The sequence below is a fragment of the Acinetobacter corruptisaponis genome, assembly GCF_030053775.1.
Lineage (GTDB): Bacteria > Pseudomonadota > Gammaproteobacteria > Pseudomonadales > Moraxellaceae > Acinetobacter > Acinetobacter corruptisaponis.
Window position 1 is genome coordinate 981,776 of sequence record NZ_CP125669.1, and the last position, 25,628, is coordinate 1,007,403.

Annotated in this window: 24 protein-coding genes and 1 pseudogene; 9 read left to right on the forward strand and 16 right to left on the reverse strand. The window is 38.4% G+C overall.

Annotated features, from left to right (window positions below):
* Nucleotides 1-569 precede the first annotated feature (569 nt).
* The 4 genes and pseudogenes from QLH32_RS04965 to trpC form a co-directional block, all read left to right on the forward strand.
* A pseudogene (locus tag QLH32_RS04965) lies at nucleotides 570-1,121 on the forward strand (tyrosine-type recombinase/integrase); the annotation flags it as partial.
* A gap of 171 nt (nucleotides 1,122-1,292) precedes the next feature.
* Nucleotides 1,293-1,877 (forward strand): anthranilate synthase component II, encoded by a 585-nt coding sequence (locus tag QLH32_RS04970; RefSeq protein WP_283268440.1) that lies wholly within the window; start codon nucleotides 1,293-1,295, stop codon nucleotides 1,875-1,877.
* Nucleotides 1,878-2,927, forward strand: coding sequence for an anthranilate phosphoribosyltransferase (gene trpD / locus QLH32_RS04975; RefSeq protein ID WP_267980911.1), 1,050 nt, complete (start codon nucleotides 1,878-1,880; stop codon nucleotides 2,925-2,927).
* Between the two features lie 9 nt (nucleotides 2,928-2,936).
* Nucleotides 2,937-3,743: an indole-3-glycerol phosphate synthase TrpC gene (gene trpC, locus QLH32_RS04980; RefSeq protein WP_283268441.1), complete on the forward strand. Its 807-nt coding sequence runs from the start codon at nucleotides 2,937-2,939 to the stop codon at nucleotides 3,741-3,743.
* A gap of 78 nt (nucleotides 3,744-3,821) precedes the next feature.
* On the opposite strand, the gene QLH32_RS04985 is transcribed toward trpC, so the two are convergent.
* The 3 genes from QLH32_RS04985 to QLH32_RS04995 form a co-directional block, all read right to left on the reverse strand.
* Nucleotides 3,822-5,141, reverse strand: a complete 1,320-nt coding sequence (locus QLH32_RS04985; RefSeq protein WP_283268443.1) for a DUF262 domain-containing protein — start codon at nucleotides 5,139-5,141, stop codon at nucleotides 3,822-3,824.
* Nucleotides 5,142-5,162: 21 nt separating this feature from the next.
* Nucleotides 5,163-6,041: an IS982 family transposase gene (locus QLH32_RS04990; RefSeq protein WP_283268303.1), complete on the reverse strand. Its 879-nt coding sequence runs from the start codon at nucleotides 6,039-6,041 to the stop codon at nucleotides 5,163-5,165.
* 64 nt (nucleotides 6,042-6,105) lie between these two features.
* Nucleotides 6,106-6,525 (reverse strand): DUF262 domain-containing protein, encoded by a 420-nt coding sequence (locus QLH32_RS04995; RefSeq protein ID WP_283268445.1) that lies wholly within the window; start codon nucleotides 6,523-6,525, stop codon nucleotides 6,106-6,108.
* Nucleotides 6,526-6,634: 109 nt separating this feature from the next.
* Here QLH32_RS04995 and QLH32_RS05000 point away from each other — a divergent pair, with 109 nt between their 5' ends.
* Nucleotides 6,635-7,324: a Smr/MutS family protein gene (locus QLH32_RS05000; protein WP_283268447.1), complete on the forward strand. Its 690-nt coding sequence runs from the start codon at nucleotides 6,635-6,637 to the stop codon at nucleotides 7,322-7,324.
* A 90-nt stretch (nucleotides 7,325-7,414) separates the two neighbouring features.
* Complete coding sequence (gene folE / locus QLH32_RS05005) at nucleotides 7,415-7,963, forward strand: GTP cyclohydrolase I FolE (protein ID WP_279959311.1); 549 nt, start codon at nucleotides 7,415-7,417, stop codon at nucleotides 7,961-7,963.
* 273 nt (nucleotides 7,964-8,236) lie between these two features.
* Here the strand turns inward: folE and QLH32_RS05010 are convergent, their stop codons facing one another.
* Nucleotides 8,237-9,106 (reverse strand): IS982 family transposase, encoded by an 870-nt coding sequence (locus QLH32_RS05010; RefSeq protein WP_283268449.1) that lies wholly within the window; start codon nucleotides 9,104-9,106, stop codon nucleotides 8,237-8,239.
* Between the two features lie 141 nt (nucleotides 9,107-9,247).
* Between QLH32_RS05010 and QLH32_RS05015 the strand changes: the two genes are divergently transcribed.
* Entirely contained in the window at nucleotides 9,248-9,625 is a 378-nt protein-coding gene (locus tag QLH32_RS05015; RefSeq protein WP_279959212.1) for a cupin domain-containing protein, read from the forward strand.
* A 37-nt stretch (nucleotides 9,626-9,662) separates the two neighbouring features.
* Here the strand turns inward: QLH32_RS05015 and QLH32_RS05020 are convergent, their stop codons facing one another.
* From QLH32_RS05020 to QLH32_RS05060, 9 genes are all read right to left on the reverse strand, one after another.
* Complete coding sequence (locus QLH32_RS05020; protein WP_283268451.1) at nucleotides 9,663-11,543, reverse strand: Lnb N-terminal periplasmic domain-containing protein; 1,881 nt, start codon at nucleotides 11,541-11,543, stop codon at nucleotides 9,663-9,665.
* Nucleotides 11,544-11,626: 83 nt separating this feature from the next.
* Complete coding sequence (locus QLH32_RS05025) at nucleotides 11,627-12,097, reverse strand: DUF3015 family protein (protein ID WP_267980918.1); 471 nt, start codon at nucleotides 12,095-12,097, stop codon at nucleotides 11,627-11,629.
* Between the two features lie 363 nt (nucleotides 12,098-12,460).
* A complete protein-coding gene (locus QLH32_RS05030; RefSeq protein ID WP_283268452.1) occupies nucleotides 12,461-13,045 on the reverse strand; it encodes an N-acetylmuramidase family protein in 585 nt (194 codons plus the stop codon).
* Nucleotides 13,038-13,325 (reverse strand): phage holin family protein, encoded by a 288-nt coding sequence (locus QLH32_RS05035; protein WP_283268453.1) that lies wholly within the window; start codon nucleotides 13,323-13,325, stop codon nucleotides 13,038-13,040. The genes QLH32_RS05030 and QLH32_RS05035 overlap by 8 nt, the downstream gene beginning before the upstream one ends.
* A gap of 75 nt (nucleotides 13,326-13,400) precedes the next feature.
* The gene (locus QLH32_RS05040) at nucleotides 13,401-15,563 is read right to left on the reverse strand and encodes an SGNH/GDSL hydrolase family protein (RefSeq protein WP_283268454.1); all 2,163 of its coding nucleotides are present in this window, start codon (nucleotides 15,561-15,563) and stop codon (nucleotides 13,401-13,403) included.
* A 12-nt stretch (nucleotides 15,564-15,575) separates the two neighbouring features.
* Nucleotides 15,576-17,225, reverse strand: coding sequence for a phage terminase large subunit (terL, locus tag QLH32_RS05045; RefSeq protein ID WP_283268456.1), 1,650 nt, complete (start codon nucleotides 17,223-17,225; stop codon nucleotides 15,576-15,578).
* A complete protein-coding gene (locus QLH32_RS05050) occupies nucleotides 17,225-17,563 on the reverse strand; it encodes a hypothetical protein (RefSeq protein WP_004757545.1) in 339 nt (112 codons plus the stop codon). The genes terL and QLH32_RS05050 overlap by 1 nt, the downstream gene beginning before the upstream one ends.
* 68 nt (nucleotides 17,564-17,631) lie before the next feature.
* Nucleotides 17,632-18,324 carry a KilA-N domain-containing protein gene (locus tag QLH32_RS05055; protein WP_283268459.1) on the reverse strand — a complete coding sequence of 231 codons (693 nt, stop codon included), beginning with the start codon at nucleotides 18,322-18,324 and terminating at the stop codon, nucleotides 17,632-17,634.
* Between the two features lie 119 nt (nucleotides 18,325-18,443).
* Nucleotides 18,444-18,608: a ribbon-helix-helix domain-containing protein gene (locus QLH32_RS05060; protein ID WP_283268461.1), complete on the reverse strand. Its 165-nt coding sequence runs from the start codon at nucleotides 18,606-18,608 to the stop codon at nucleotides 18,444-18,446.
* 113 nt (nucleotides 18,609-18,721) lie between these two features.
* Between QLH32_RS05060 and QLH32_RS05065 the strand changes: the two genes are divergently transcribed.
* Both QLH32_RS05065 and QLH32_RS05070 read left to right on the forward strand, forming a co-directional pair.
* The gene (locus QLH32_RS05065; RefSeq protein WP_283268463.1) at nucleotides 18,722-18,985 is read left to right on the forward strand and encodes an Arc family DNA-binding protein; all 264 of its coding nucleotides are present in this window, start codon (nucleotides 18,722-18,724) and stop codon (nucleotides 18,983-18,985) included.
* 79 nt (nucleotides 18,986-19,064) lie between these two features.
* On the forward strand, nucleotides 19,065-19,703 hold the full coding sequence (locus QLH32_RS05070; protein WP_283268465.1) for a hypothetical protein: 639 nt from the start codon (nucleotides 19,065-19,067) through the stop codon (nucleotides 19,701-19,703).
* Between the two features lie 336 nt (nucleotides 19,704-20,039).
* Here QLH32_RS05070 and QLH32_RS05075 read toward each other — a convergent pair whose 3' ends face one another.
* From QLH32_RS05075 to QLH32_RS05085, 3 genes are read right to left on the reverse strand one after another with little or no spacing between them, the layout of a single operon-like run.
* Nucleotides 20,040-20,252: a hypothetical protein gene (locus QLH32_RS05075; RefSeq protein ID WP_283268467.1), complete on the reverse strand. Its 213-nt coding sequence runs from the start codon at nucleotides 20,250-20,252 to the stop codon at nucleotides 20,040-20,042.
* The gene (locus tag QLH32_RS05080) at nucleotides 20,249-22,807 is read right to left on the reverse strand and encodes a hypothetical protein (protein ID WP_283268468.1); all 2,559 of its coding nucleotides are present in this window, start codon (nucleotides 22,805-22,807) and stop codon (nucleotides 20,249-20,251) included. Before QLH32_RS05080 ends, QLH32_RS05075 begins: the two co-directional genes overlap by 4 nt.
* Nucleotide 22,808: 1 nt before the next feature.
* The gene (locus QLH32_RS05085) at nucleotides 22,809-25,625 is read right to left on the reverse strand and encodes a transglycosylase SLT domain-containing protein (RefSeq protein ID WP_283268469.1); all 2,817 of its coding nucleotides are present in this window, start codon (nucleotides 25,623-25,625) and stop codon (nucleotides 22,809-22,811) included.
* Between the last annotated feature and the right edge of the window lie 3 nt (nucleotides 25,626-25,628).

Here is a 25,628-nt window from a genome sequence, read left to right on the forward strand (position 1 = left end):
CATATAACAAAGAACCAATGTAGTGCCAATTACGCCATCTTTGGTTGGCATAAATTGGCTTTTTATATCATTCTTTTCAGTTTGATTCCAATCAATTCAATTAGACTTTCAATTCAGGTGTGCCATTTTTTACTAAGCCCTTAAATTAAAAAAATTTATTCTGCATTTTTCTGTCTTTTATTTACACGTTTTTATCCTCATCCAAATCATCATTACTCGAAATATTCAGCATTGCCCATTTGTTTTTTGCTATGATTATTTTCCTCTATCATGAGTGAATATTTTTATTCGTTATAGCGATTAAAAAATAAGACAAGCTGATAGATTTATTTAAGATCACAACACAATAAAGTGTACATTTTTCAAAAGGTTAAAGTCATGCTTCTGATGATCGAAAAGAAGCATGTTGCTCCGTTGAAGTTCTATTTAGTTCGCTTCACTCTGTCAATAAAGTTTCTTATCATTTTTTCCGTTCGTTTTGGTTCGAATTGGTTCTACTACAACCGCCACTTTTGTGAGTAATATTGTGAGTACCCACTCTGTTTAATAAAGTTACTCACAAATTACCAATGCTTAATGACACTAAAATAAAACAGCTTAAACCACAAGACAAAACTTATCGTGTTGCTGATCAAGGCGGGCTTTGCATTGAAGTTCGCCCCAGCGGATCTAAACTCTGGCGTTTTAGATATCGCTACTTAGGCACAGCTAAAATGATTAGTCTCGGTGAGTATCCAGTTATAACACTAGCCCAGGCACGTCAAAAAACTTTAGAGCAAAAATCCTTATTGGACCAAAATATCGACCCATCACAGAATAGACAAGAAGAAAAAGCTAAGATTAAATTAAATCAGGCATGCACTTTCCAGAACATTGCAGTTGAATGGTTTGAAAAAAGAAAAGCTAGGCGCTCAGAAAGCTATCGGCGATCAATTGAGAAAGCATTTGAAAAAGATATATTCCCAACTATAGGAAAGAAAGATATTAAAAACATCACAGCTTATGATGTTTTGCAAATGCAAGAAAAAACGATGAAGCGCATTTCAAAGCAAAATAATTATGGAACAGGAGAAGCCACTGCTATCTTAAACAGACAAATTGTTAGTCAGGTTAGTTACTACCTGAATTCGTATGTGAATGAGGTTGTCACAAGAGAATCAAAATCTGATACATTAGCCGCTTAGAAAGCGGCTTTATTTTTGATAGCCATTTTCTTAAAGTGAGTAACAATGTGAGTAACATTTACAACCACTTATCAAAATATCACTTATAATCAACAGGTTGATTTTAAAATGCTTCTAATGATCGACAACTACGATTCTTTTACCTACAACATCGTTCAGTATTTTGGCGAGTTGAATCAGGAAGTAAAAGTTGTTCGTAATGATCAAGTCACATTAGAGGATATCGAACGATGGCAGCCTCAATATCTGGTGATTGGTCCTGGCCCATGTTCCCCAACTGAAGCAGGAATTTCCATTCCAGCCATCAATCATTTTGCAGGAAAAATTCCCTTGCTGGGCGTTTGTCTGGGGCATCAGGCGATTGGACAGGCTTTTGGTGGCAATATTATCCGTGCCAAAACCGTGATGCATGGTCGTTTATCAGATATGCACCATAGCAATAAAGGTATTTTTAGCAATTTACCCTCGCCTTTTGCTGCGACACGTTACCATTCATTGGTGATTGAACAGGAAACACTGCCAGATTGTCTTGAAGTGACCTGCTGGACCAATCAGCCAGATGGCACGATTGAAGAAATTATGGGTGTAAAGCATAAAACACTTCCTGTTGAGGGGGTTCAGTTTCATCCAGAGTCCATCCTGAGCCAGCATGGACACCAGATTTTTAAGAATTTTTTAGAGATTTATGCATAAATGAACATTCAACAAGCATTGAATCATATTACCAAAAACATTCATTTGACCCAGCCGCAAATGGAAGATGTCATGCGTAGCATTATGCAGGGTGAAGCCACCGACGCCCAGATTGGCGCGTTGATGATGGGTTTGCGTATGAAAGGCGAAAGTATTGATGAAATTACGGCTGCGGCACGTATCATGCGTGAGTTTGCCATCAAGATCGATGTCAGTGATATTCCCCATTTGGTTGATATTGTGGGAACGGGCGGTGATGGCCAAAACCTGTTTAATGTCTCCACTGCCTCAAGTTTCGTGATTGCTGCTGCGGGTGCAACCATCGCCAAACATGGCAATCGAGGTGTATCCAGTAAATCGGGTTCATCGGATGTATTGGAGCAGATGGGTATTCAGCTTGATCTGGATATGCAACAGACTGAACGTTGCATTCGTGAAATGGGTGTGGGTTTCCTGTTTGCACCGAATCATCACAAAGCCATGCGTTATGCTGTGGCACCACGTCGTGAACTGGGTATTCGCAGTATCTTTAATTTATTGGGTCCTTTAACCAATCCCGCTGGTGTCAATCGTTTTGTGATTGGCGTGTTTTCAGATGAACTGTGTCTTCCAATCGCTGAGGTTTTAAAACAGTTGGGGGCGGTACACGTCATGGTTGTACATTCCAGAGATGGTCTGGATGAAATCAGTCTGGCTGCACCAACCACAGTTGCTGAACTCAAAGATGGTGAAATTACTGAATGGACACTGACACCTGATGAAGTTGGGATTCCATCACAAACGCTGACAGGTTTGGTGGTAGATAGTTCAGAAGAAAGCTTAAAGTTAATTAAGGATGCTTTAAGTCGTGATAAATCTGAAATCGGTGAAAAAGCAGCCAATATGATTGCACTTAATGCGGGTGCGGGTATTTATGTGGCAGGTATTACCAAGACCTATAAACAGGCCGTCGAGCTGGCTCAGGATATTCTCTATGGCGGACAGGCCCTGGAAAAAATGAGTATCTTGGGTGAGTTTACCAAGACATTGAAACAATATCAGGCAGACTAAGGATTTCTCATGATCAATATTCGAAATACCATTTTAGGTAAAATTGTTGACCGCAAACATGAGGAACTGGCAGCACGCTTAAAACAACGTAGCTTGCATGATGTGGAACAGTGGGCGAAAGAAGCAACACCAGTGCGCGGTTTTGCCAATGCATTACAACATAAGCGCCCTGCTGTGATTGCTGAAATTAAGAAAGCATCACCATCCAAAGGTGTGATTCGGGCAGACTTTAATCCTGCGGAAATTGCGCAACAGTATGAACAAGCTGGAGCAGCATGTTTATCTGTTTTAACTGATGTTGATTTCTTTCAGGGTGCCGATGAAAATATTGTGATCGCACGTAACCATTGTGCCTTACCCGCATTACGCAAGGACTTCCTGATTGATCCTTATAATGTGGTTGAAGCGCGTGCTTTACAAGCAGATTGTATTTTATTGATCGTTGCGTGTTTATCAGACCAACAGCTAGAGGAAATGTCTAAAACAGCATTTGAACATCAACTGGATGTCTTGGTTGAGGTGCATGATGAATATGAACTGGAACGTGCCTTAAGGCTGTCTGAACAATGCATTCTAGGTGTCAATAACCGTAATCTAAAAACCTTTGATGTGGATTTAAATACTTCATTGCGGTTAAAAGCCTTATTACCAGCATCTCGTCTATTGGTCACTGAAAGCGGTATTGCCACACCTGCTGATGTTGAAATGATGCAGGCCAATCAGATTCATACTTTCCTTGTTGGCGAAAGTTTTATGAAACAGCCTCGTCCTGATCAGGCGTTTACAGAATTGTTTGGGAAACCGCAAATAATGTAAGAATCTAAAGTCCATGATTCTTTAAAACTCAAGAATCATGGACGAGATCATAACATTTTAGTTCAAAACCGTTTAGCCTTATATTTTCCAGACATTTTTTGCTTTTTCATATAAGAATGTTGCTCTACATTGAATCATTTGCTCATTCCAATTAGGCTCTTTTAAATATTCATACAAAGTTTCGAGTCCTGCTGCATAAGCCTCTAATCCTTTTTTATCATTTTTACCTATTTTTTTAATTAACCAATCTGCATCCCGAATAGAAGAGTTTAAAGATTGAGTAATAATTGTCAAATTCCCTAATGTTAACAATTTTCGATTTCTAGCTATTTTATCTTCCTGCTGTATTAATTTTTCCCAATGATTTTCCCATTTTTTTGGCATAATATGCTCCAGACTATATTTATTTAGTCCAAGAAGTTGAGTTGAATGTAATTTTTTATTTCTAATTTTAGATTCAATAAGATATAAAATTCCTGCCGCCTGTTTATTGATCAATTTAGAATCATTAAAACCATTTTTCATCTCATCATCAGAAGGCAAAAAATTTACCTTATTTTCTTGCTTATCTAAAAATAATAAGAATTGCTCTTTTGAAAGAATTTCATTACTTATTAGCCGATCAGTAAAAAATTGATTATAATTTTTAGTATTGGCATGAATAACCATTCTTCGCATAATATAAGTTTCAATAAAACCAAATAATTCGTTCTTTACATTTTCATCTCTTACATTTTTTAGAATAAATAACACATAAGGAATTAATGTTGAAGTATCTAGACCAAAAATGATTGCATTAATGCGTTCTATACCTGAATCATTAGAAAGCTCTTTTTCTATAACTTCATAATCAAAATTTTCTCTAAAAATAGTTGCATAATTTTTTATTTCCTCTAAAACTATTCTTTTATTATCAGTAAGATAATCCTTAATAAAGGCCTTATAAGATTCAAATAAATTTTCTACTTTTGAATATTCAACTTTGTCTTCTGCTTTTATGTTCAAAGATTTATCTTGCACTTTAATTTGCAGGTATGAAAAGAAAAATAAATCAATAAATGTTTTCTTTGAACTCCCTGCTGTAATTTCCCTATCCCAATATAGCTTTGTAACATCATCTCGTTCAAAAATATCTTCCCAATATTTTTTATAAGTTTCAATCTCATCACGATTAAAAAAATAGTTCTTCAATAATTCAGCAGTCGTTAAACTTACACCCAACGAATTAATTGTATCAAAAATTTGCTGTTCGTTTTCATCAAAATTAAGATCAATTCCTACAAATAAAATTTTTGACAAAATATTTTGCAAATTAAACTTTGATGGTTCTAAATTTTTTTTAAAATAATGATATGCTTGAATAATATTATCACCATCTTTACATGGAAGCTCTTCCAAATCTTGTAAATTTAACCCCAGTTACGGATAAGCCAAAGAATTAACCACATGAATTTGAGGCTTATTCTTCTGACAAAGCTGATAAGCACATAAAGAGGAAAATACACCTGATAAGAAACCCGCAATTGAACGATGTTTTCCTGTGACCAAATGGTATTTTTCTTTCAGTAAACCTATTAACGTTTCAATTCTTTTTCGTTGACGTAAGTGAAATTCATCAGAAAATGGTAATAGCATAACTTTCATATTCTTTCTAGGATAGGTAATTAAATCAATGCCTTGCTCTTTAAGAGTTTCTTTTAGTGCTTGGCTGATATATCCCCGATCACCATAGACTCTTGCTGATAATCCATCAACTAGTTTTTCTACCTTTCTAATATCAGCAATATGTCCATTCGAGATATCTGAATTTACAATCTCCCCTTGATGATTCATCAACAGGTGTAATTTACAACCATAAAACCACCCCATAGAACTTTTACCACGAGAAGCAATATCATCTAAAGCATGATGTTCTTTAGGAATTCTTTTATTTTTACATACAGGCAAAGGTGTCGAATCAATCCATAGATATGAATCTTCCTTATGCTGATTTAACGCATAATGCAAAGCATGAATCGCAAGCTGATGTTGATTGATAAGAGTAAGTATATTTTTATAACAAGGTAACTCTTTAAACAACCTGCTTTCATATTGACATAGAAGTTGGAAAAAAGCTTTAAAGTTATGCATTTGAGAAGCTTTATAGCAAATGGAGATCGTCACAATTTCAGACAAGGAGAGTGTGGCTTGTCGGATACGTTGACGTTTCTTCTCCTGTTTGAGGAATTGCCAATAGATAGGTTCAAACTTTTTGAAAAAATCATCAACACTACAAAAAATTTCTGTAAAATCGTACATGGTAGTTAGAGCTTTTAGGTTGTGTCGTAACTTTCTAAATTGTTCTAACTACTTTTTTTTCAAGTCAATTTCTTATCCGTAATTCAGGTAAATTTAGCACTTTCTCAAAAGATTCAATATTATTTTTATTATGACGAACTGAAATCTCATTATTACTCATTAATCTAAAAATACGATCAAAATAACTATTCTGTTTGTTTTTAAGACAAAGTACTTTAAAGAAAATATTTAATGTTGTTAGTCGCTGTTGTCCATCAATAATAATTCTTAAATCACCTATACTTTGAGCAGAATTTGTCATCATCTGTTTAAAAATAACTGAACCTAAAAAATAAGGCTTATTGACCAGACTCACATGTTCTAAGTCTTCCAGAAATCTCCCCCATTGCGTTTCACCCCAAACATAAGATCGTTGAAAAAAAGGAATTTCTAAAATTTTATTTCCATTAAAAATTTCATTAATTGTAATTTTTCCAGCATCCATTATTCTTTACTCTAAGTTAATTGGAACTAAACCTATAAAAAAACATATTTTTTGTCAATATTCTCATTCTTGATATAATATAAAATCTGTCCAGCTATTTTTTCTTATCATGAGCAAACACGATTCGTCACTTTCTAAAGACCAACTCAACTTATTAAAAGGCTTTAAAAAACAGATTGCCCATCCACAATCAGGCAATTCTGCACAAATTACAGCACAAAAAAATGTGCCTGATGTAAAAGCTGAACCCGATGATCATGAATTGTTTAAAAAAGAATTAAGGGGCGTTCAACCGATCAAAAATGACAATATCGCCAATACCCAACCTACACGTCAAAAGAAAGTTGATGCACAAACATTGGCAAAACGAGCTGCGGCTGAGGGGTCTGCCGAACAGGAACATACTGAGATTTCAGATACCCAAGCCATCCTGAATCCTGTTGCAAGCCAAGCTGCTTTAAGCTATCGGATTGCAACCTTGCAGCATAAAGTTTTTGAGGATTTAAAAGCAGGCAAAATGCGCTGGTTTGAGGCAGTCGATTTACATGGCTGTACCGTTGAGCAGGCACGGTCAGCAGTTTTGCAAATTATCCAGATCGCAAAAGATGAAAATCAAAATGTCATTAAAATTGTACATGGCAAAGGTCCAGAAGCGATTTTAAAAACCTATGTCAATGGTTGGCTCAGACAACATCGTGATGTATTGGCTTTTGTCAGTGCACCTGAAAATCAGGGAGGTACAGGTGCAGTTTTGGTACTGCTTAAACGTGCTGAAAAAAATCCAAAGTACAATCAGTAATCGGCAATTGGATCAAAACTAAGTTTTTTAATCGTTTTCTGATACAATTGCCGTTTTGTTCAATCCACCTAAGTGAACATTGTTATGTCTATGCAGCAATCGTACGCAAATATCTTAACTGCCGTTGGTGAAGATTTAAATCGCCCAGGCCTAAAAGATACGCCCATGCGTGCGGCTAAAGCTTTTTCTTTTTTAACTTCTGGCTATAGCAAAACGCTTGAGGAAGTGACCAATAGTGCGGTTTTCCCATCCGATAACCATGAAATGGTATTGGTCAAAAATATCGAGTTTTATTCACTTTGTGAACACCATCTGCTGCCTTTCTATGGCCGTGTGCACATTGCCTATTTACCTGAAGGTCAGGTTCTCGGTTTATCCAAGTTTGCCCGCATTACTGAAATGTTTGCCCGTCGTTTGCAAATTCAGGAAAATTTGACCCAACAAATTGCAGAAGCAGTTACTGAAGTGACTCAGGCACGTGGTGTTGCTGTAGTGATTGATTCAGCGCATATGTGCATGATGATGCGAGGTGTTGGCAAGCAGGAATCCACCACCCGTACTGTTTCGTTTATTGGTGATTTTAAGACGGACAAGGAAGCTCGCCGTGAGTTTTTAAGTGCGGTTCCTGAAAGTTATTAACTTCCATATACAACCAAGCTTGCTCTAAGCTTGGTTGTACTAGTTCACTTTATTGATTTAATATAGTCACTTTGACTACCATCCCAATAACAATATAAGCAGTGTCCATTTTGGAAGCTATGCTCACAATTTATATAATTATATAGAATATGTGAACATTCTGGACAAAGTTCCGTCATCATTGAAGCATTCTTATAATATTGACTTAGGCACTCTTCACAGATAACTATTTCTTTCTGCATAATGGTTTACCTACTTTAACCCGAATCTTGTTTAAGCCGATATTTCCATAATACGAATCATCGGCTTGTTTTGATGACATATTTGATAAGCACATAAAGATGCGTAAATACCAGCTAAATAGCCTGCAACACTTCTCGCTCTAGTCGTCACTAGATTGTACACCCCCTTCAGCAAACTGAATAAAGTTTCTATTTTATTGCGTTGTTTCAGATGGTATTCATCTGCTTTTGATAACTGTATAGATTTCATGTTCTTTCGGTGATAGGTAATTAAATCAATATCTTGTACTCTTAATTTACTCTTTAACTCATGACTAATATAGCCACGATCAGCATACAATTTAGCAGTCATTCCTTTGACTAACTGTTCAACCATTTTTATATCTGCTATATGCCCATTTGATAAAGCTGTGCTGAGTATTTCACCTGACTGATTCATAAGTACATGCAACTTACAACCAAAGAACCAACCCATAGAACTTTTACCACGAGTTGCAATTGCTGCTAGCGATTTATGTCTTTTTATTCGCTGATTTTTACAGACAGCCAATGTCGTTGAATCGATCCATAAATAAGGACTTTGCTGATCTTTCATCAGGGCGAAATGTAAGGCATGTAAAGCCAGTTGATGAGTATTGATCAGGTAAATCATACGTTGGTAACAAGGCAGGCTTTTGAATAAATGAAAATAGTTATGTCTCAGTGCCGTAAAGAATGCTTTAAAGTTATTGAAATGTGAATGTTTATACCAAATTGCAATAAAGACAATTTCAGAAATACTGAGCTGTGCAGGGCGAATTCTTAGGCATTTAAGATTTTGCTTTAAGAATTTCCAGTAAACTGATTCAAATTTTAGAAAGAAATCATCAATTATACAGAATAATTGGGTACTATCGAACATAAGGACTAGAGTCGTAAGTTTTGTGTGGTAACTAACTGATGGCTCTAGTCCTTCTCTTTTTCAAGTCTATGGCTTATCCGTGATTCAGGTTACTTTATATTCCCTTATACTAAACAATTAAATATCATTCCTACCAATCCTATGACATCACCTATTAACTCTCAAGCAATATTATTATCGTACTCAAATTTGAATATAGATGAAGCCAGTATTGACTACCCTCGTCCTGATCGCCTAGTTAAAGGCAACCCAGAACGCCTGACTTATAGCCTATATGAACATCCACACATGAGCTGTGGAATTTGGCAATGTGAGGTCGGGGCATGGAATATTGTATTTGCTGACAATAAACAGGAATTTTTTCAGGTGATTGAGGGTACTGTACGTATCCATGATGCACAAACCGATACGTTTATTGAAGTGGCTGCTGGAAATGCAGGTATTATTCCACCTGCATTTATTGGCACATTTGAAGTACTTGAAGCAGTTAAAAAGTATTATGTGATTGTAGAGGTTTGATCAATTCCGAATGCCTTGATCAAATGCTTTTCAAGTCTTAGAAAAACCAGGCATAACCCAGTCCAAATTTCGTCCAATTCTTATGGTCTTGCTGTTCAAAATCCCAATTTAATCGCAGGGCGTTGTTTGAGTTAAAGCTATATTGAAGCTGTGTGCCCACTCTTAAATTCCATTGGTTTTGATCCTGCCAATATGGCAATTCAATTTGCACCACACTATTCATGTGATCTGACCATTGATTCATACAGCCTACAGTTGGCCCCAGTCCAGCACGCCAACCTTTATCCAGAGAACGCCCACCTTGTAGATGTCCCTGTAATTGGGCATAACAGAGATGTTGACGATCATAATCTGCCAGACTATATCCCGCCTGCATATTCAGGTTAACCGCTCCATGCTGCTGTTCTTCATTAAATTGCCCATTATCGATTGCTTCCTGTTTCCAGCCAAAATTAAAGCCCCATGTCAATGGTGGTTTAAACGGTTGAATCGGATTATAAGAATTGACAGACAACAGGTCTAAATGTTCAAGCTTGAGTTTGTCATCACGATATTGCAGTCCACCATCCAGAAATAGCAGTTGCGTTCCTAGGCGGTAGCCGCCCTGTGGGTCAATCAAGTCATGATAGGCCTGACGATGCCCTAACTCTACAAAGTTTTTCCCCTGCACCTCACCCACATTAACAGAAACATTACGGGCATGATGTCCCTCAACAGGTTGCATTCTTGGTCGTACAGGTTCATGACGTTGTTTATCTACATCAATCTGACTCCGTTCAGCCAGAAGTTGTCGTAACTGCGGTTGGGCAAAGTCAGCATCAACTTTACGACTGATATACTGCAAATATAAATCGTCATACGCCATTTCCAGAATTTTTGCCTGATCCTGAACACTATACGAATTTAAAGCTGCTGAAACTTGCTCTGCTGGCAGAAAAGCAATCTTGTGGGCAACTTTTGCCAAAGCTGTACCATGTTGCTTGGCTTGAGAAAGAAGTTGTGTTTCCAGTGCTGGGCGATAAACCACATCCTTAACAAGATTTTGCTGATCGACAGCCTTTAAGGTTTCAATTGGAATCGCTGCATAATTAAACTGTTTTTTTAAGTTTAGGCTTGGGCGAACCAGATCAATCAATCCCAGCAAACGATAGGCACAGTTATCACTGGCAAAATAATAGGGAAAACTGACATGCTGCATTTCCCAAATATGCTCGACCAGAAAACGTGTTTCATCAGGTGCTAGGTTTAGCTCATACTCCCACAAGTCACGGCTTTCAAAATCACCATATTCTTTCACCTTGCGATAATATGGCATCAGGGAATATTCACCTGGATACTGCCCTGTTAATCCTTTCCATGCATAAGACCAGTTGTCTTCACCACTTACTGTGGCGGCATAGTTCACCGCATAGGACACCAGATTCAGTTGTTTTTGATCTTTTGGGTCTAAACGCAACAAGGTATGCCCAAACATTGAACTTGGATTGCCCATAAAATCTGTTGCATAAATCAAGGTCGCCTTATGTGGCTTAATTTGATTCATCCATTGGTCAAATTCAGGACAATGAGCTACTGGAAGTTGCTGTGGATCAATCCTGAGTTGCTGTATCAACCAACGACTCCGTGCTGGAAATTTACAGCGAATCGACTGGTTATCAGGTGCGGAAATAAATAGGGCTTGAATATCAGCCTGTAATTCATGCTTTAGATTTGTTTGGCCATCTTCAGCGTAGAAATAACCTTTATATACCACCTCGCTTTTTTTTGCCTGATCTGCATACATCAACCGCTGCCAAGTGACCTGTTGATCAAGTTGTTGCTGTTCAGCGTGGTTGAGGTAATTCTGGATATGAGGTTCAATTGCAGCATGTGTAAAATTACACATCAAGGCAGTCATCGCGCAGGTAACTAATTTCATTCAGCAACAAATATTTTAGGAATCATTAAAATTGAGTATAAGAAAACCCTGCCATCAGGACAGGGTTTTCTTGGTTCAACACATTAAACGTAAGCTTTAAGAACAGAGTCTTTCGCCATTACGCTTTGTAAAGAGTCCAAAACCTGAAGTGTATTTTTGTTTTTGCTTGAGTAGATTTCAGCAAAGTTGGCTTTTGAAACAGCAAAGAAGCGCGCCTTGTCTGTTGGTTTAATTTGCATGAGTTCAGCAAGTACATTTAAGCTTTCGCCCTGACCGACTGCCATATCACGCGCTAAAGATTCAGCATTTTCATTGGTAAAGGTAACGACCTGAGCAGTGACTGTACCACCCTGACGGCATCCTAAAGTACCAAATGTAATCCCAAGCAATTGGTTGGTAAAAATACCATTGGTTGTTGCAGCAAGAATTTTAGGTGCAACACCTTTTTGTCCCGCCCAAATTTGTGTACCAGCACCGCAACCAACGTCATTATCAGCCATTGCTACACTTGATCCAGCTGCCAATAAAGCTGCCAATGCAATTTTTTTCAACATAGGAATGATCTCCAGTCCATTATTTTTTGATATTTGTTATCACTATTGTGTGGTGTAGTTTCACTTACACTTAAATTAAAATAGCGGGCTTAGTTTGTTTTAGCAAATAAAATTTGAAATAAATCTGAAATATATATAACAATAAAATAGCAACTTACATAACATTTTGTTTTATAAAATTATTGTTGCATAAATAAAAGTATGGCTGCAAAATTCTTGCAAAACTTTAACAAAACTATCTCTACATCATCCTTTATCTTTGATTTTACTGACAGAAATTTGTAGCCAAGATTATAACCAAATTGTCTAAAAAACAATCAAAACAAAAATGCTCACAATCAGACTTGAGAGTGAGCGTTTTGCTCATGTTGAGAATTTTTTATAAGCATTCCCAAGCTTCACATCATAATTGTTTTCTTTGTAGTCTTTACCATTGTATCCTAAAGCAAAGGCTTTCCAGTCTTTGTTTTTTAGTGCATTTATTAAGTTGTTATGCTTAATATAACGACACATAGCATCTAGCTGTAATGCCTCATCTTTATACATAGCATTAATAAATTGCTGAATAGAGTCATATCCAAGACTGTACCAGTGATAGCCCATAACTTGTCCTATTCCCCAGCTACATGATTCTAAAGCTGAGACCCTATCATACTTTGCAGCATCATCTAATTTTTTATGCTGTACTGAATACAGACCATAGCCACCAGAAGTTTTACTACATAAATCTGGCCGCTTGATTTCCATTGTTTCAGCAATACTTCTTTTACCATTCACAATCAAGCGTTGACGCATGACATGACGCTCAAAAAGAATGACTGGTGTACCATCATTATTGAATCCTGAACCTTTACATTCAACTTGAATAACTGCTTTCAATGCCGCTACTTCAACACCAAGCTTTTTAGCTTGCTCTATAATCTGCTGATCTGTTAATTTCTTACTCACTTCGATTCACCTTTTTTTCAATTAAGTTGCTCACGAAATGAGTACCCATGTAACCAATTGCCGATGCCGCGCCAACTGAAACAATCTGAGGGATACCGAGCCACTCAAGCACAGACCAGACACCAACAGAAAATAGGCCGCACATGATTGATTCTGCAAAATCAGCCTTACCTAATTTTTTCTTAGTACGAAAATAAGCCATGATGAACCCCATAAAAAATGAAGTTAATGCAGTTCCAAAAGTTTGAAAAAGCTCTTGAATCCATTTCAATACATCCATAAATGCCCCTAATCTTGGTAATAAAAAAACCCTGACTCTAATTAAAGGTCAGGGTTGATCATGGTTTGTTGGGTATTATGCTATTGCTATCCAAGATGTGCCGTTGTAGCGATAGAAAGTATTGCCCTGTAAAAATACGAAACCTACAGGCATCCCAGTCAACGCACTACGTTCTGCAAATGTTCCGATGTTTTGAATATTTAAAACGGGATTAACACCGAACGGAATCACTTCAGAATCTGAACGCTGAGTAACAATAGACTGAATCGTTGTTGTACCACTGCTCACTGTAATTAGCCCACAAACACACAGGGCGTTATTTATTTCTGCTGGGGTGTACACATACCGCCCCATACGATCCGCAGAATATGTTGCTAGCAGATACATATCCGCATCAGAACGCAATCTGAATATTCCTGATGATCCATCCAAACGCTGGGCTATTGATGCAAAATAGATTGTATTTCCGCGCGACAATGCTGTTGTGGGTGCATCATTCACGTAAAAGCTGAATCCACTCGCTGGGCGGTCAAACAATGCAAGAAAGGGCCCGCTATAGGTAAAGCTAATCTCGGTATTTGCAGGAATTTTTATCGCTTTTGGATACCATTGCTTAATGTATTGGTTTGCTGTATCAACAATTGACAAGGCTTTTGCCTTGGTAGAGGTCAGCCCAGTCACTTCATTTAAATTGAGGATATTTTGAGGGATGAGTGACTTGTTGAATTTTGTGGCAGGCAATCCGTAGTCTGCAATAATCACATCACGCACACGCTCAGCAATCATGCGTGTTGCACGCCACTGATAATGCACATTATCTTCCCAAAAATATGTTGCGGGCAAGTTCGCAAACACGTTGTAGATGTTCACGAAGCGAACGTCGTATTCATCACACAAACGTTTCAGTGACGTGTTCCATGCTTTTGTTTTTTCTAAATATTCAGCGTTTCCGCCACGGTACGGAATACTCAATACAATCGTCATCACGCCCGCAGTTTGCAATCTAACAATATGTTTTCGCATATAATCAATATACTGCTCACGAGTAAAGTTCTTGCTAATATCATTTGTTCCCCAAGCGATAATACATATCTGGGGCGAAAAACTTGTAAGCATTGATTCTATGTTTTGCCATCCATATTCGGCTGTTTGACCTGGACTACCATCGCCACGTACTCGACCCTCAGCATAATACACATAGTCTTTTAGCAGCATCTCAAGTGTAGCTGGATATGAACCCTCGCCGAGCGCTGTAACACGGTTTGCAGATGCATCACAAAAAGCTGTGTTTGAGTCCCCCCAAACAGCCACTGTTGGACCAACGCGCCAGAATGACTTTGCATCGTACAATATCCATGTCTCTTGCCTCAAAGTGCCTTTTAATATTTGCTCATGCGCTAAATAATTTGGAGTTAAAGCCCCTTTTGCTTGGGTTTTGACGAAATTATCATGACCTTTTAAGTCAATAATCTCTGAAATCTGCACAGTACCATCCATCAACTGCACATTATTATTATTGTTTATTAAATTGTTGATTGCAGCCGTGCTATCAACACCTGCTGTATGATCAATCAATAGGTTATCAAACGATGAAACAACATCCTTGTTTTTTTCGCGCTGGATGCGACCAGACCATGTCATTACAGCAGAGTCAACAGATGCTCCGCTACCATTCGAAATAATTGAATTTAAGATGTCAGCAAAGTAATTGCGTGTATAGGTATTTGCACTTGATAGAGTTGACTTATCACCATCAATACGCGCCTGAATCTCTGTGTTCAACTTATTTTGTAAGTTGGTGTCAGCCGCAATACGTGCCAATACTTCCGCATCAAGATCATTGCGTAAAATTAAATCGGCCGCAATACGGTCTGCAATTTCCTTATCAAGCTTTAAATTCAATAACCAATCTGCAACACCCAATTCTTGAAGCTTTCTCCAAATCTGATCAAAATCATAATTTACAGGTTCAGGGCGAAATGAATTATTGTATGTCTGGTAGTCCGTATTACGCTCAAGAGGTGTGTCACGTTTGATAATGACTTTTGCTTGATTTATGGGTGCAGTTAAAAATATCACAGCATTATCAGTTAATGACCATTGCCCATTTTCAGGCTCAATACCATTAACAGTCACAATAAGAAACTCTTGTTTCTCGCAATAAAATTCCAATGGAAATACCGTAGTAGTTCCATTGGCTACATACTCTTTATATGGAATCTGTTCAGGTACAGCCATGTTGTCCACCCATTAATTGTCAAAATCTAAAGTGGCTTCATGTACGCCACCGTTGGTTCTCCAATTAGGGCTTTCTTTGTACCCCTCTTTGTTGTGTATTTTCCCGACCCGTTCAGGCTGATCTGTGACAGCGCCAGACAAAGCATCTAAATGATCATCCTCTTGTTCCGTCACTGCTGGATTGAACATCCGCATTTGTTTGTATTGCTTGGATGTGTTTTCACCCTCATGGGTATCAATGACAGACACATGGACCCACAGCATGCCTGAAACCAATGGTCCCTCTAGGCCCTCTAAAATGCGCTTGTTCTTGGCCTGTGATGAATGTATTTCTGATACACCACAACGAATTTTACGTTTCTTCAATGCCCCTTTAAGGGATGCTGGAAAGAAATTTCCTATACCGTTGGTCTCAATTGTGACTCGTGGGACATGGAATTCTTCAATAAGATCGCATAGCTGCCAGACTTGGCCACCATTAATATTGCCATCGTCATCCGTCTCAACGACTGGGCCAAGCAATTCAATAGAACGATGCCAATATTTATTACCAATATCATCATGGAGCACCAGCTCAACGGCTGATGTATCTGACTTGGTTTTACCTGAACTTGGGTCTGAACGGCATGTCATCCCTACTATTTGACGTTCACCCAACATCATGATGTAGCGGCCATTGGCACGGCGTAGCACTGGCTCAACATCGTAGGCAATCATCTTGTCAGGGTCTAAACGGACGTTCCCGACAGGCTTGGCGTGTAGCTGATACTGTGAATCCCATTCATTCAGCGTACGACACTCTTTACGGCGCTTTTCCATTTCTTCGGGTGTGAATCTTTCAGCCCAAAGCGCATCACTATAAACATCAATGAGGTAGTGTTCTTTAGTAAAGATGATGTGATAGGCATTACCCTTTTTAATGTATTGGTAATCCGCGCCCAGTAATAAAAACTTGGCTGTAACGCCAATACCACTAAATATATTTTTAGGTTCAAAACCAACAATGGCCGTTGAGCAATTCTCAAAACGTGCCTCATGCTCAAACATTTTCAGGATCATACATTTTGCTCCCAAGTTTTTTACATGGGTATAAAGGGAATCATGGGTATGTGGTGTACCGACAAATAGTTTTTGTCCACCTGGAATAAGAATGTGTGTCTGCTCAGAAAGGCGGTAGCGGAGTTTTTCCCGTGCCTCTGGTGTACCAATATTGCTGGGTACTTCCACATCATCATTCTGGATTTCATTTGCGCGTGCACCTGTGACGTTGGATAAAATGCCACGGGCATGTATAGAGCCGTGACGCACGTCTGTAGAACCTGTCACCCACCACTTTTGGGTCTCACCACGTTCTTTTTTAATATTGAACAATTGGCAAAGTGGATGACGCTCTAATACTTGTTCAGTACCACGGCTGACTTTGTAGGCATCTGGATCAGTTGCACCCTGATGCAAAATAAGATGGTCAGAATTACAGAATAATTTCCATGCGTTATAGATGTCTAAGATTGTGGATTTACCGTGTCCACGCGGCATCATCAATAAGCCAAGCGCACCATAATCTTCCAGAAAATCACAGACATCTAAATGGAAATCGGGAACGACCCAGTTAAGCGTTTCGGCATAAACTAGGTAGAACGCTGCAAAGCCAACTTTAATCATCAGCTTGGGCGCTGTTTGCGCTCCTCAAGCTTCTTGGCAACGGATTCTAGTAGTGCCGCTGCCTGCATCTCTGGCGTGATCTTACGCTCGTTTGGATCACCTACGGACAGCTCATCATCATTGAGAATGCGCTTGATTTTCTCCATGCACGTCAGGGCTTCTTTTGCGCCTTTGTACAACCAAACTAGATCACCACGTCCCTGCTTATCAAAAATATCTTGGCCATAAGCTTCAGTGATTAAATCAATAGAACTGGATGCAGCCATTTCCAAAGACAGTTCCAGCTTCTCTTTGGTCTCAGGCTTTAAGTGACCGACTTTCTTCTTTTCAGTAGACATATAAAAAACCCTCGTATATTTAGGTATATATACGAGGGTTTTAGGTGCGGTTTGGTGGGTGAGTTACTCTACAGGGTAAGCAACTCCTCTTTGCTTAGATAACGTTTTATACTTCTACCAAGTTCCACAACCTCAGAACCAGCAATGATACTTTGCAAGGCACTCAAACGATCTGCAAAATTTACAATATTCACTGGGTAGTAAGTGTTAGGGAGTTTTTGTATCAAAACGCCGCCTCTTTCGTGGATTGGATCAACCACTACAAACCACTGACAGCGTTCTTTGGGTGGTAAGAACAATAAGTCATCCTGAATAATATTGGCTATATGTAATGCGGTTCGGTCAACGATAGGAGAAGTTTTTAGTTCTGGCTGTGGCTGATCCAACGCCATAATGGTACGGATGACTTTTAAATAAAATGGTGGGCTAATCCACATGGCATAGGCATAGACCAATTCAAGGCAGACGTATGTGCCTTGTTTTAGTCCATCACTGCGATTACCACGAATAACATTAATTGCTCGCTTTAAGAGTGATGTCGGATTTCCGCCCTCACTAATTTCTTTTTCAATTTCATTAATTAAATCTTTGGTTTGCTGATTTTCAAGCCAATATTTAGGTCTATATTTTTGTTCATGACCACTAGCCTTGTGTAAATCATTCAGGCAATAAAGCCCATCTTCATCTTGATGAATCGCAAATTCACCAATAGTTAAAGGCTTATAGTTTGGGTTTTGAAAATTTTGTGCTAAATTAGACATGTTGTCTTTCCTTTTAGATTGCGACACCAATCAAGCCCAATCCGCCAAGATCACGGGCTTTTTTGTTGTCTTGATTACACCATTATCAACAAAAATGAGAACATTAAAATCTACTTTCATTATGTTTTCATCTCTTTACTTTGGTTCAAATAAAATTCAACTGCCTTATTCATTAAATAATTCATTGAACGATCTTCTTTTTTCGCTAAATCTTTTAAAGGTTTATGCAACTCTTTTTCCAATCTAAAGCGAACATCAGTGGGTTTGTTTTGCTCAGGTTTCATAACTATCCTTTTATAGCCTCACTTTGAGGTTATTTAAAATTAACCCCATTTTGAGGTATTGTCAATATAGTAGAGCAATTATTTAACCTCATTCTGAGGCTATTGGAAATATTATGAGTGACAACCCTAAACACGTGACTGTAAGGCTTCGTGTACCACCTGAATTAAGGGATAAAATTCATTCATCCGCAGAGCAATATAATCGCTCAATGAATGCTGATATGGTCGCTCGTCTTGAGGAATCATTTGAGATAAAAGAACAACAAGAGTTTGATAAAGCCTTTGTTTTGCATGTAATTGAAGGCTTGCAAAATGAAGTCCTAAGCTTAACCAAATTAACGAAACAGCTTATGGAAGAAAAAAATAAAGGTGCGTGACGCACTTTTATTTAAGGCAAACTAAAGCATTTAAATTTGTCAATTTTTTGTTGCCGTTAAAAATCAATGGGGGTCTGCTGTGTGGTTTTTAATATTTATAGGAGTTGCTGGGTTAGCAATATATTTTCTAAATCAAAATAAAACTGAAAGGAAAGATCAAACCACTATCACCCATAAAAAAGTAATTCAAACCCCAGATGGTGAAATTCGCATAGAAAGGCGACAGGTTATTGATAGCGTCAGAACTTCCTATACTACGCAAGATGTTGGCACTACCACAATAAAGGATATACAACCTAGCATCCCACATAAACCAGTGGAGAAATTGGAAATGGAAAATAAACCAGAAACGCCAGCTTTAACATTAGAGCCATCACCAAAACCTGAACCAGTGTTACAACAAGATTTATTTAATGTACCGCAATCAATAGCACAAAAAACACAGCCTAAAGATCCTGAAAAATTATGCCCTAAATGTGAAGAATCCCTCCCATTTTCTGCATTTTCAAAATCCAGCAAACATGAAGATGGTTTAACAAAATGGTGTACTGACTGTTTGAATCAGTTGAACGAAGATAGAAAAAATGAAAAGAGCAATAAAAAGCAGTGTCCTAACTGTAAAAGAACTAGATTAAAAACCAGTTTTTATAAAAACACAAAAAGAGATGATGGTCTGACAAAATGGTGTAAGGATTGTATGGATAAAGCCAAACGGTAAAATCATGCCCAATTGAATTTAGAACAACTAAATTCTAGGGCTTTTCAATTTTTTGCAACTCTATTAATCATCAAGTTTTGTTATGCAAAAAATATAGAAGTGAATATATACAGCTACCGCATAAATTGGAATTTCAAAAATAGGAATACTTTTCAAATAACCAAATATGTTAAAGTTGAAATCAGATGAACCCCACAATATGACAAGTATTAGAAATAATAAAAAACCTATCAAACCATTTGTATTTAATAGGTATCTTTTTCTTCTAATTCTAAAAGGTATATACATTTATTTTTACCTAAGTAATATTTATCCTTTTAAATCCATATATTAACTTCATGGCCTGTCAATTTTCATGTAAAGATTAGATGTTAAACTCCAATTTTTCTCTACTTTTTCATCTAACTCATCTATTTTGGTTTCAACCCTCTCTAAATCATAACTAAGATATAGAATAGGTCTTTTTAAATTATGATTCTGCCAAATTGCATACCCACTCATAGCCATATTTATTGCAAGAAAGGCATATAAAAAGATATATTTTTTCACTTCACAACCCCACTAAAATCAGGTGCTTCAATATCACCATTTTGTTTCCACCATTGAGAACGCCCTTGCTTACGCATTTTTTTCAACATTTTCTGCTGATAGTCTGGGGCAATCATATTTTGTACGTCGTCAAACATTAACCGATTTAAAGCGGTCTTGGTATAAAAAAGATTGTTGCCTGGCATCTTGGATTTAGCGAACATATACATCTGATTAAACTTGGATGTTACATCCTGCCCATTTAAAATCTTATTGGATGTTCCGCTTATCATTGAGGCTAATTCAGCTATATCATTACCTAATGGTCCAAGTAAAAAGTTACGACTATCACGCCCCATTGGGTCAGCACCTGCCGCAACAATATCTCCAAGTAGTGACAATCCACCACCTTTAGTTATAGCTTTTCCTAAAAACTCTAAAGCAACTTTAGGATCGTTACTATCCCACATTGGTAAAGGATTATTGCCCTTAGATAATTCAGACAGTTGTTGAGAAAGTCCACCCAATACTGTCATTCCCATAATCAAAGGAATCATATAGGTAAAAGGTGTTGGCGAAAGTGCGCCATCACGTAAGGCGCGGCTACCATGGCGCATTAAAAAAGCTGTAGGGAATGATTTAAATTGCATCATGCCACGACCAAAGAAACCTATTAGACTGCCACCATGTGTATTACCAAAAAGCTTTGTCCGCTCCCTCAAATCAGCTTCAATCACTGCCATCCCTTGCTCATCCAGAACATGCCCCCAAAATTGCTTAACAGCCTTGTCCTTTACAGCCGTTGGGTCGCCAAGATGTTTTAGCATATCATCGGGGATATTACGGATAGACTCAATCGTCATTAACGGCACACCATTGGCATCTTTAATAGGATCAGCCATTCGCATAACTTCCCAAGTACGCTCATCCAAACCCATACGCCCCAAAAATTCCTGATCTTCTTTTTTGAGACTACCCCAATCTTTTTCTTTGGTCAGCGTGGCATATTTATTCATTAAGGTTTTGGACCATGCAGATTTTGTAGCACGAGTCCAAGCGTTGATTAAAGACAAGCGCATAGTTGTTGCTGCTACATTCTGGGAAACTCTAACCATTTGACTGGCTCGACTATGGGCACTACCCAAATCATCTATAGCATACCTTGATAAAGAGTTTGTAATTTCATCTAAGGCGATCCCCATACTATATGAAAACTCTTTATCCGCCTGATTAAAAGGGTTTAATTCTTTAAGTAGATTCCAATATAATTTCGTGCATGATAAGCCATGCAGATTAGCCAATTTTGTCATTGAGGATAAGTCGTTGATAGATGATAATACTACACCACCCAACATTGAGGATACATTCCACGTTCTGTATGCCTGACCAAGCATATTAACCGTGTCACTTCCTGCGCCCATTTCACGCCAAACAAAAGCGTTATACATGGTTTTGGCTCGCTTTACACCATTTTCTATATCTACCGTCTGGAGCCAATTAGGATTATGATTTAATTTTTCTAAATCCATTTTTTGGGCGGCTTGCGCCAAAATATCAAATGCTCGGTTAGGATTGCTACCAAATTTTTCAACTAAAGCAATACTTTTTGACATACCGTCAATATGGTAATCAATCAGATCAAGCAAAGGCAATTCACCGAAAGCATCCTGCATTTCTAGCCAAGCATCTGCATTTTTCCAATGCAAAACACGGCTATCAGAAAAACGATTAGTGACTTTACCTGTATTTCTTACTTGAAGTTCACCATATTCTGCCTTGTTTAATCCATCCATGATAATTGTTTCATAGGCATCATCTAGTAGTTTTTTAACTGCCGCATCATCTAATAAATTGCCTTCTGTATCCATAAGCGTATTACGATCAATATTTTTATAGGCAAGCTCATTCCACTTGTCACGCCCCATCTCCCTTAACTTATGAGGACTCCAAATCGTATTAAAACCAAAACGATCCCCTAAATCACCTATCTTCCCACCAAGGCTATTAAATCGCTCTCTAAGAGACTCATAAACTTTTTCCAATTTGTCTGCAATTTTTTTAGCTTCCACATCCCCACTATCTTCACCAAAACGCTCCTTAACAATATTACGCTTCAGGGTCTTATCTTCAATTAGTCTCGTCCATCCTTTAATTTTAGTATAAAAATCCCATAGCTCTTTTTTAGCCTCAGTTCTGATTGTTTTAAATCCAGTATTCAAAGAAGTATCTGCTCCCGACATATCACCATGAAATGCAATCATACGGTCTAATTTTTCATGGGCTGGCAATTTATCATCGATTAAATCCAGCATGCCATTAGTTTGTTTAATGATGTCATCTGCCAAGATTTTATTTTTTCTTAATTTATCTGAAACAATATCATCAGCAACGATTTTACCCGCCTCAGTTAGCCGCTCACTTTTACTCATAGCCCTAAAAGCATCACGATCTTTTTTAGCCAACTGATTCATGGCATCAGTAATACGTTGTTCAATATTTTTTTGCTCTACTTGGCTTAATGTGTTTTTACCTAATGCTTGAGCAACCGCTTGTATACACTCAGGACGCATTGCCATATTAACCTCCAAATTTTAATGCACAGGTGACTGCTGTTTGTGTTGCTGTTAGCTCTTGATCTGAAATCTTGTTTTGCTCCTTAATATAATCAGGAACATCACTCAATCTAATCTCATCCTCATAAAATGAACCATCCTCACGCTGTCTTGTAATTGAAACAACATGATCAGGATATTCATTAATTAAGGATAAAGCCGCCTGTTCCTGTGGCGTATTACCAAACAAACTACCTTGTCTTGGGTCGCCTTTGGCATCGACCTCATCAATCTTTGACTTGATATAGTCATTAATGGCTTTGGAACTACGACTGTTCTGATCAAAGACTTTTAAAAAATCTTTTGCTCCAGGTGATAAATCATCACCGAAAAGCTGCTCTTGATTTAAATAGTCATCCACCTTTAAATCATTGGCTTTAAGATCACTGAGTTTTTGCGCTGCCTGCGCTAAATCCTGTGCAATGGTATTGCTATGCCGTCCACCTTGTTTGACCAGATCAGCCAATTGCGCTAATTGTGGTGCAGAACGTAACAAGGCATTTAAAACTGTTTTACTGTCATCACCTAGATTTTCAGACAATCGGGCAACAAGATTAGAATCACCATAGGCATGTTGGACCAAAGCCTGCTCAATACGCTGTTTTCCACCTTGTGACAAACGACCATCAGCCGTGATCATAGTCGCACGTTCTGCTGGAGAAACTTGGTCAATGAAAGCACGGACATAGTCCATACTCCCATCGAGGTTGATATTTCCATCAGAATTTAGCTTTAACAGTGATGCATCAGGCAAACGGTCAACATCACTTTTTGCACGTTCAGAAGCGCTGAATTGTGCCACATCGCTTTCATTGGCAAGCTTTGCAAACTCTACACGGTCAACGTCACTTAATCGGGTACGGACTAAAACAGGGTTGTTAATACCCGAAATATCCCACCCTCGAGCGCCAGCAAAATCACTTACAAACTGACGGTAGGCATCCGCTTTACCATCTGCATAGGCTTTGCCAATCGCTAAGGTACGACCATTACCTGATTCAACCACATTATCCAAGCCAATAATGGGCGCACCCTGAGAAATCATAGGATTCTCACCCAATAGCTCAGGCTTTAAGTCATCAGCGATACGTTCAATTTGTTGACGAGAAGCTTCACGGGTACGGTCCCGTGGTTGAAGTTCTGCTGGATAGTTGGGGTTTACACCATATAGTTGATCATTCGATGCAATCAAATCATTCAGTGACTTAACTTCATACGCAACTTCATAATTTGAACCATCTGCACCAAACACAGTTGCAGTATTTTCCCCAGTATATTTTTTATCTTGGCCAGACTGTAAAAAGTCACGAATCCGATTTACATAATTGACTGTTTCCAAAGCTTTAGGCTTACCATTTTTCTGCATGGCCTTACCATTGGCAAAGCCACCATTATAATGTGCAGCCAAAACCAATGGGTCTTTGGTCTTATATTGTTCTGACATTTCACGAACAAGATATAAAGCCATTTCGGTTGCATGTTCTGGATTATCAATATCCCAAGTCTTTTTGTAATTACGCTCAAGCCCTGCCTTGGTATCAGGCATAATTTGCATAATGGATTGTGCACCTTTAGGTGAGACTTGGTTATTGTGAGACTTTTCCCCTGCTCTACGAATAGCCAATAACAGAGGCGTCGCCCACTCCATTCCCATTTGCTTTGCCTTATTATTTAATACAGCATCTAAACGGGGGTCATCATAGCGAATGGATTTAAAGTCAGAACGTGGAATAGTAATCTGTCTAGTAGGAGCATCAATCTGGATATTATGGGGAACACTAATAGGCTGACCACGAACAACCTGATTTATTGCCGTGTTGACATTTTGTTTATGGTATTCAGATTTAACAATATCATCACCATTAGGCGTGACAATATCATCCATCTCCTTACCCAACTGACCAACCAATTGCGCTGAGGCATCATCGGCTGCCTCTGCTGCATCCTGAGATATTATATCCGCCTGTTCCTGGCTTAATTCATTCTTGGCAACACGGTTATTTAAATAGGCCGTACCCCTGTTAAAGATAATAGAAAGGGCGAGTTCTGTAGCAAAGCCAGTTTTATCAAATTCATACTGTTTTGCCTGTTTCTCGAAACCAGCTTTTTCTAGTACATTTTGGCTTAATTCTCGTCCAGCCTGAGAAACCACTACAGGCGCGGCAATTAAGCCTACATTTTTCGCAATGCCTGCGCCTCTCCAAACAGGTATAGCAACACTACCACCAGCTACAACGCCTTGAGTGGATGCAACCTTAAAGGCTGTGCTTGGGTCTACACCAGCTTGCACCAAAGAATTATAGGTATAATCCGCTTCTGATAAGCCTGTGACTGCAACCGCGCCGCCCACACCACCAGCAACCCCACCGATTACAGCACGAGTTGCAAAATCACCAATCCCCATTAGGAATTGACCAACCGCACCTGTATTCTTTTTATCCTCAATTTCCTCAACCACACCTAATGTGGTTTTGGTGCGCTCTGCCGACTGTCGATCAACAAATTGTGGTAATTGCTCTTTACGGACATCTAGGGGCTTGTCATAGTCATCATTAAGTGTGTACTCAATGGTATCAGCGATTCTTTGAATTGGCTTTGCTACCATACTGCCTGCTTTTAGTGCCCCAGCAGCGACACCACGAGGCAATGCTGACAAAGAACGGTCAAAAGCATCAACTTCTTTTACATCAATTGGATTAATCGGCTTGGCATAACCTTTGTCAGATTCCTGTTTAGCAAATTCTTCAAGGTCAACATCATCATAACTATTAAAAATTCCCATGAC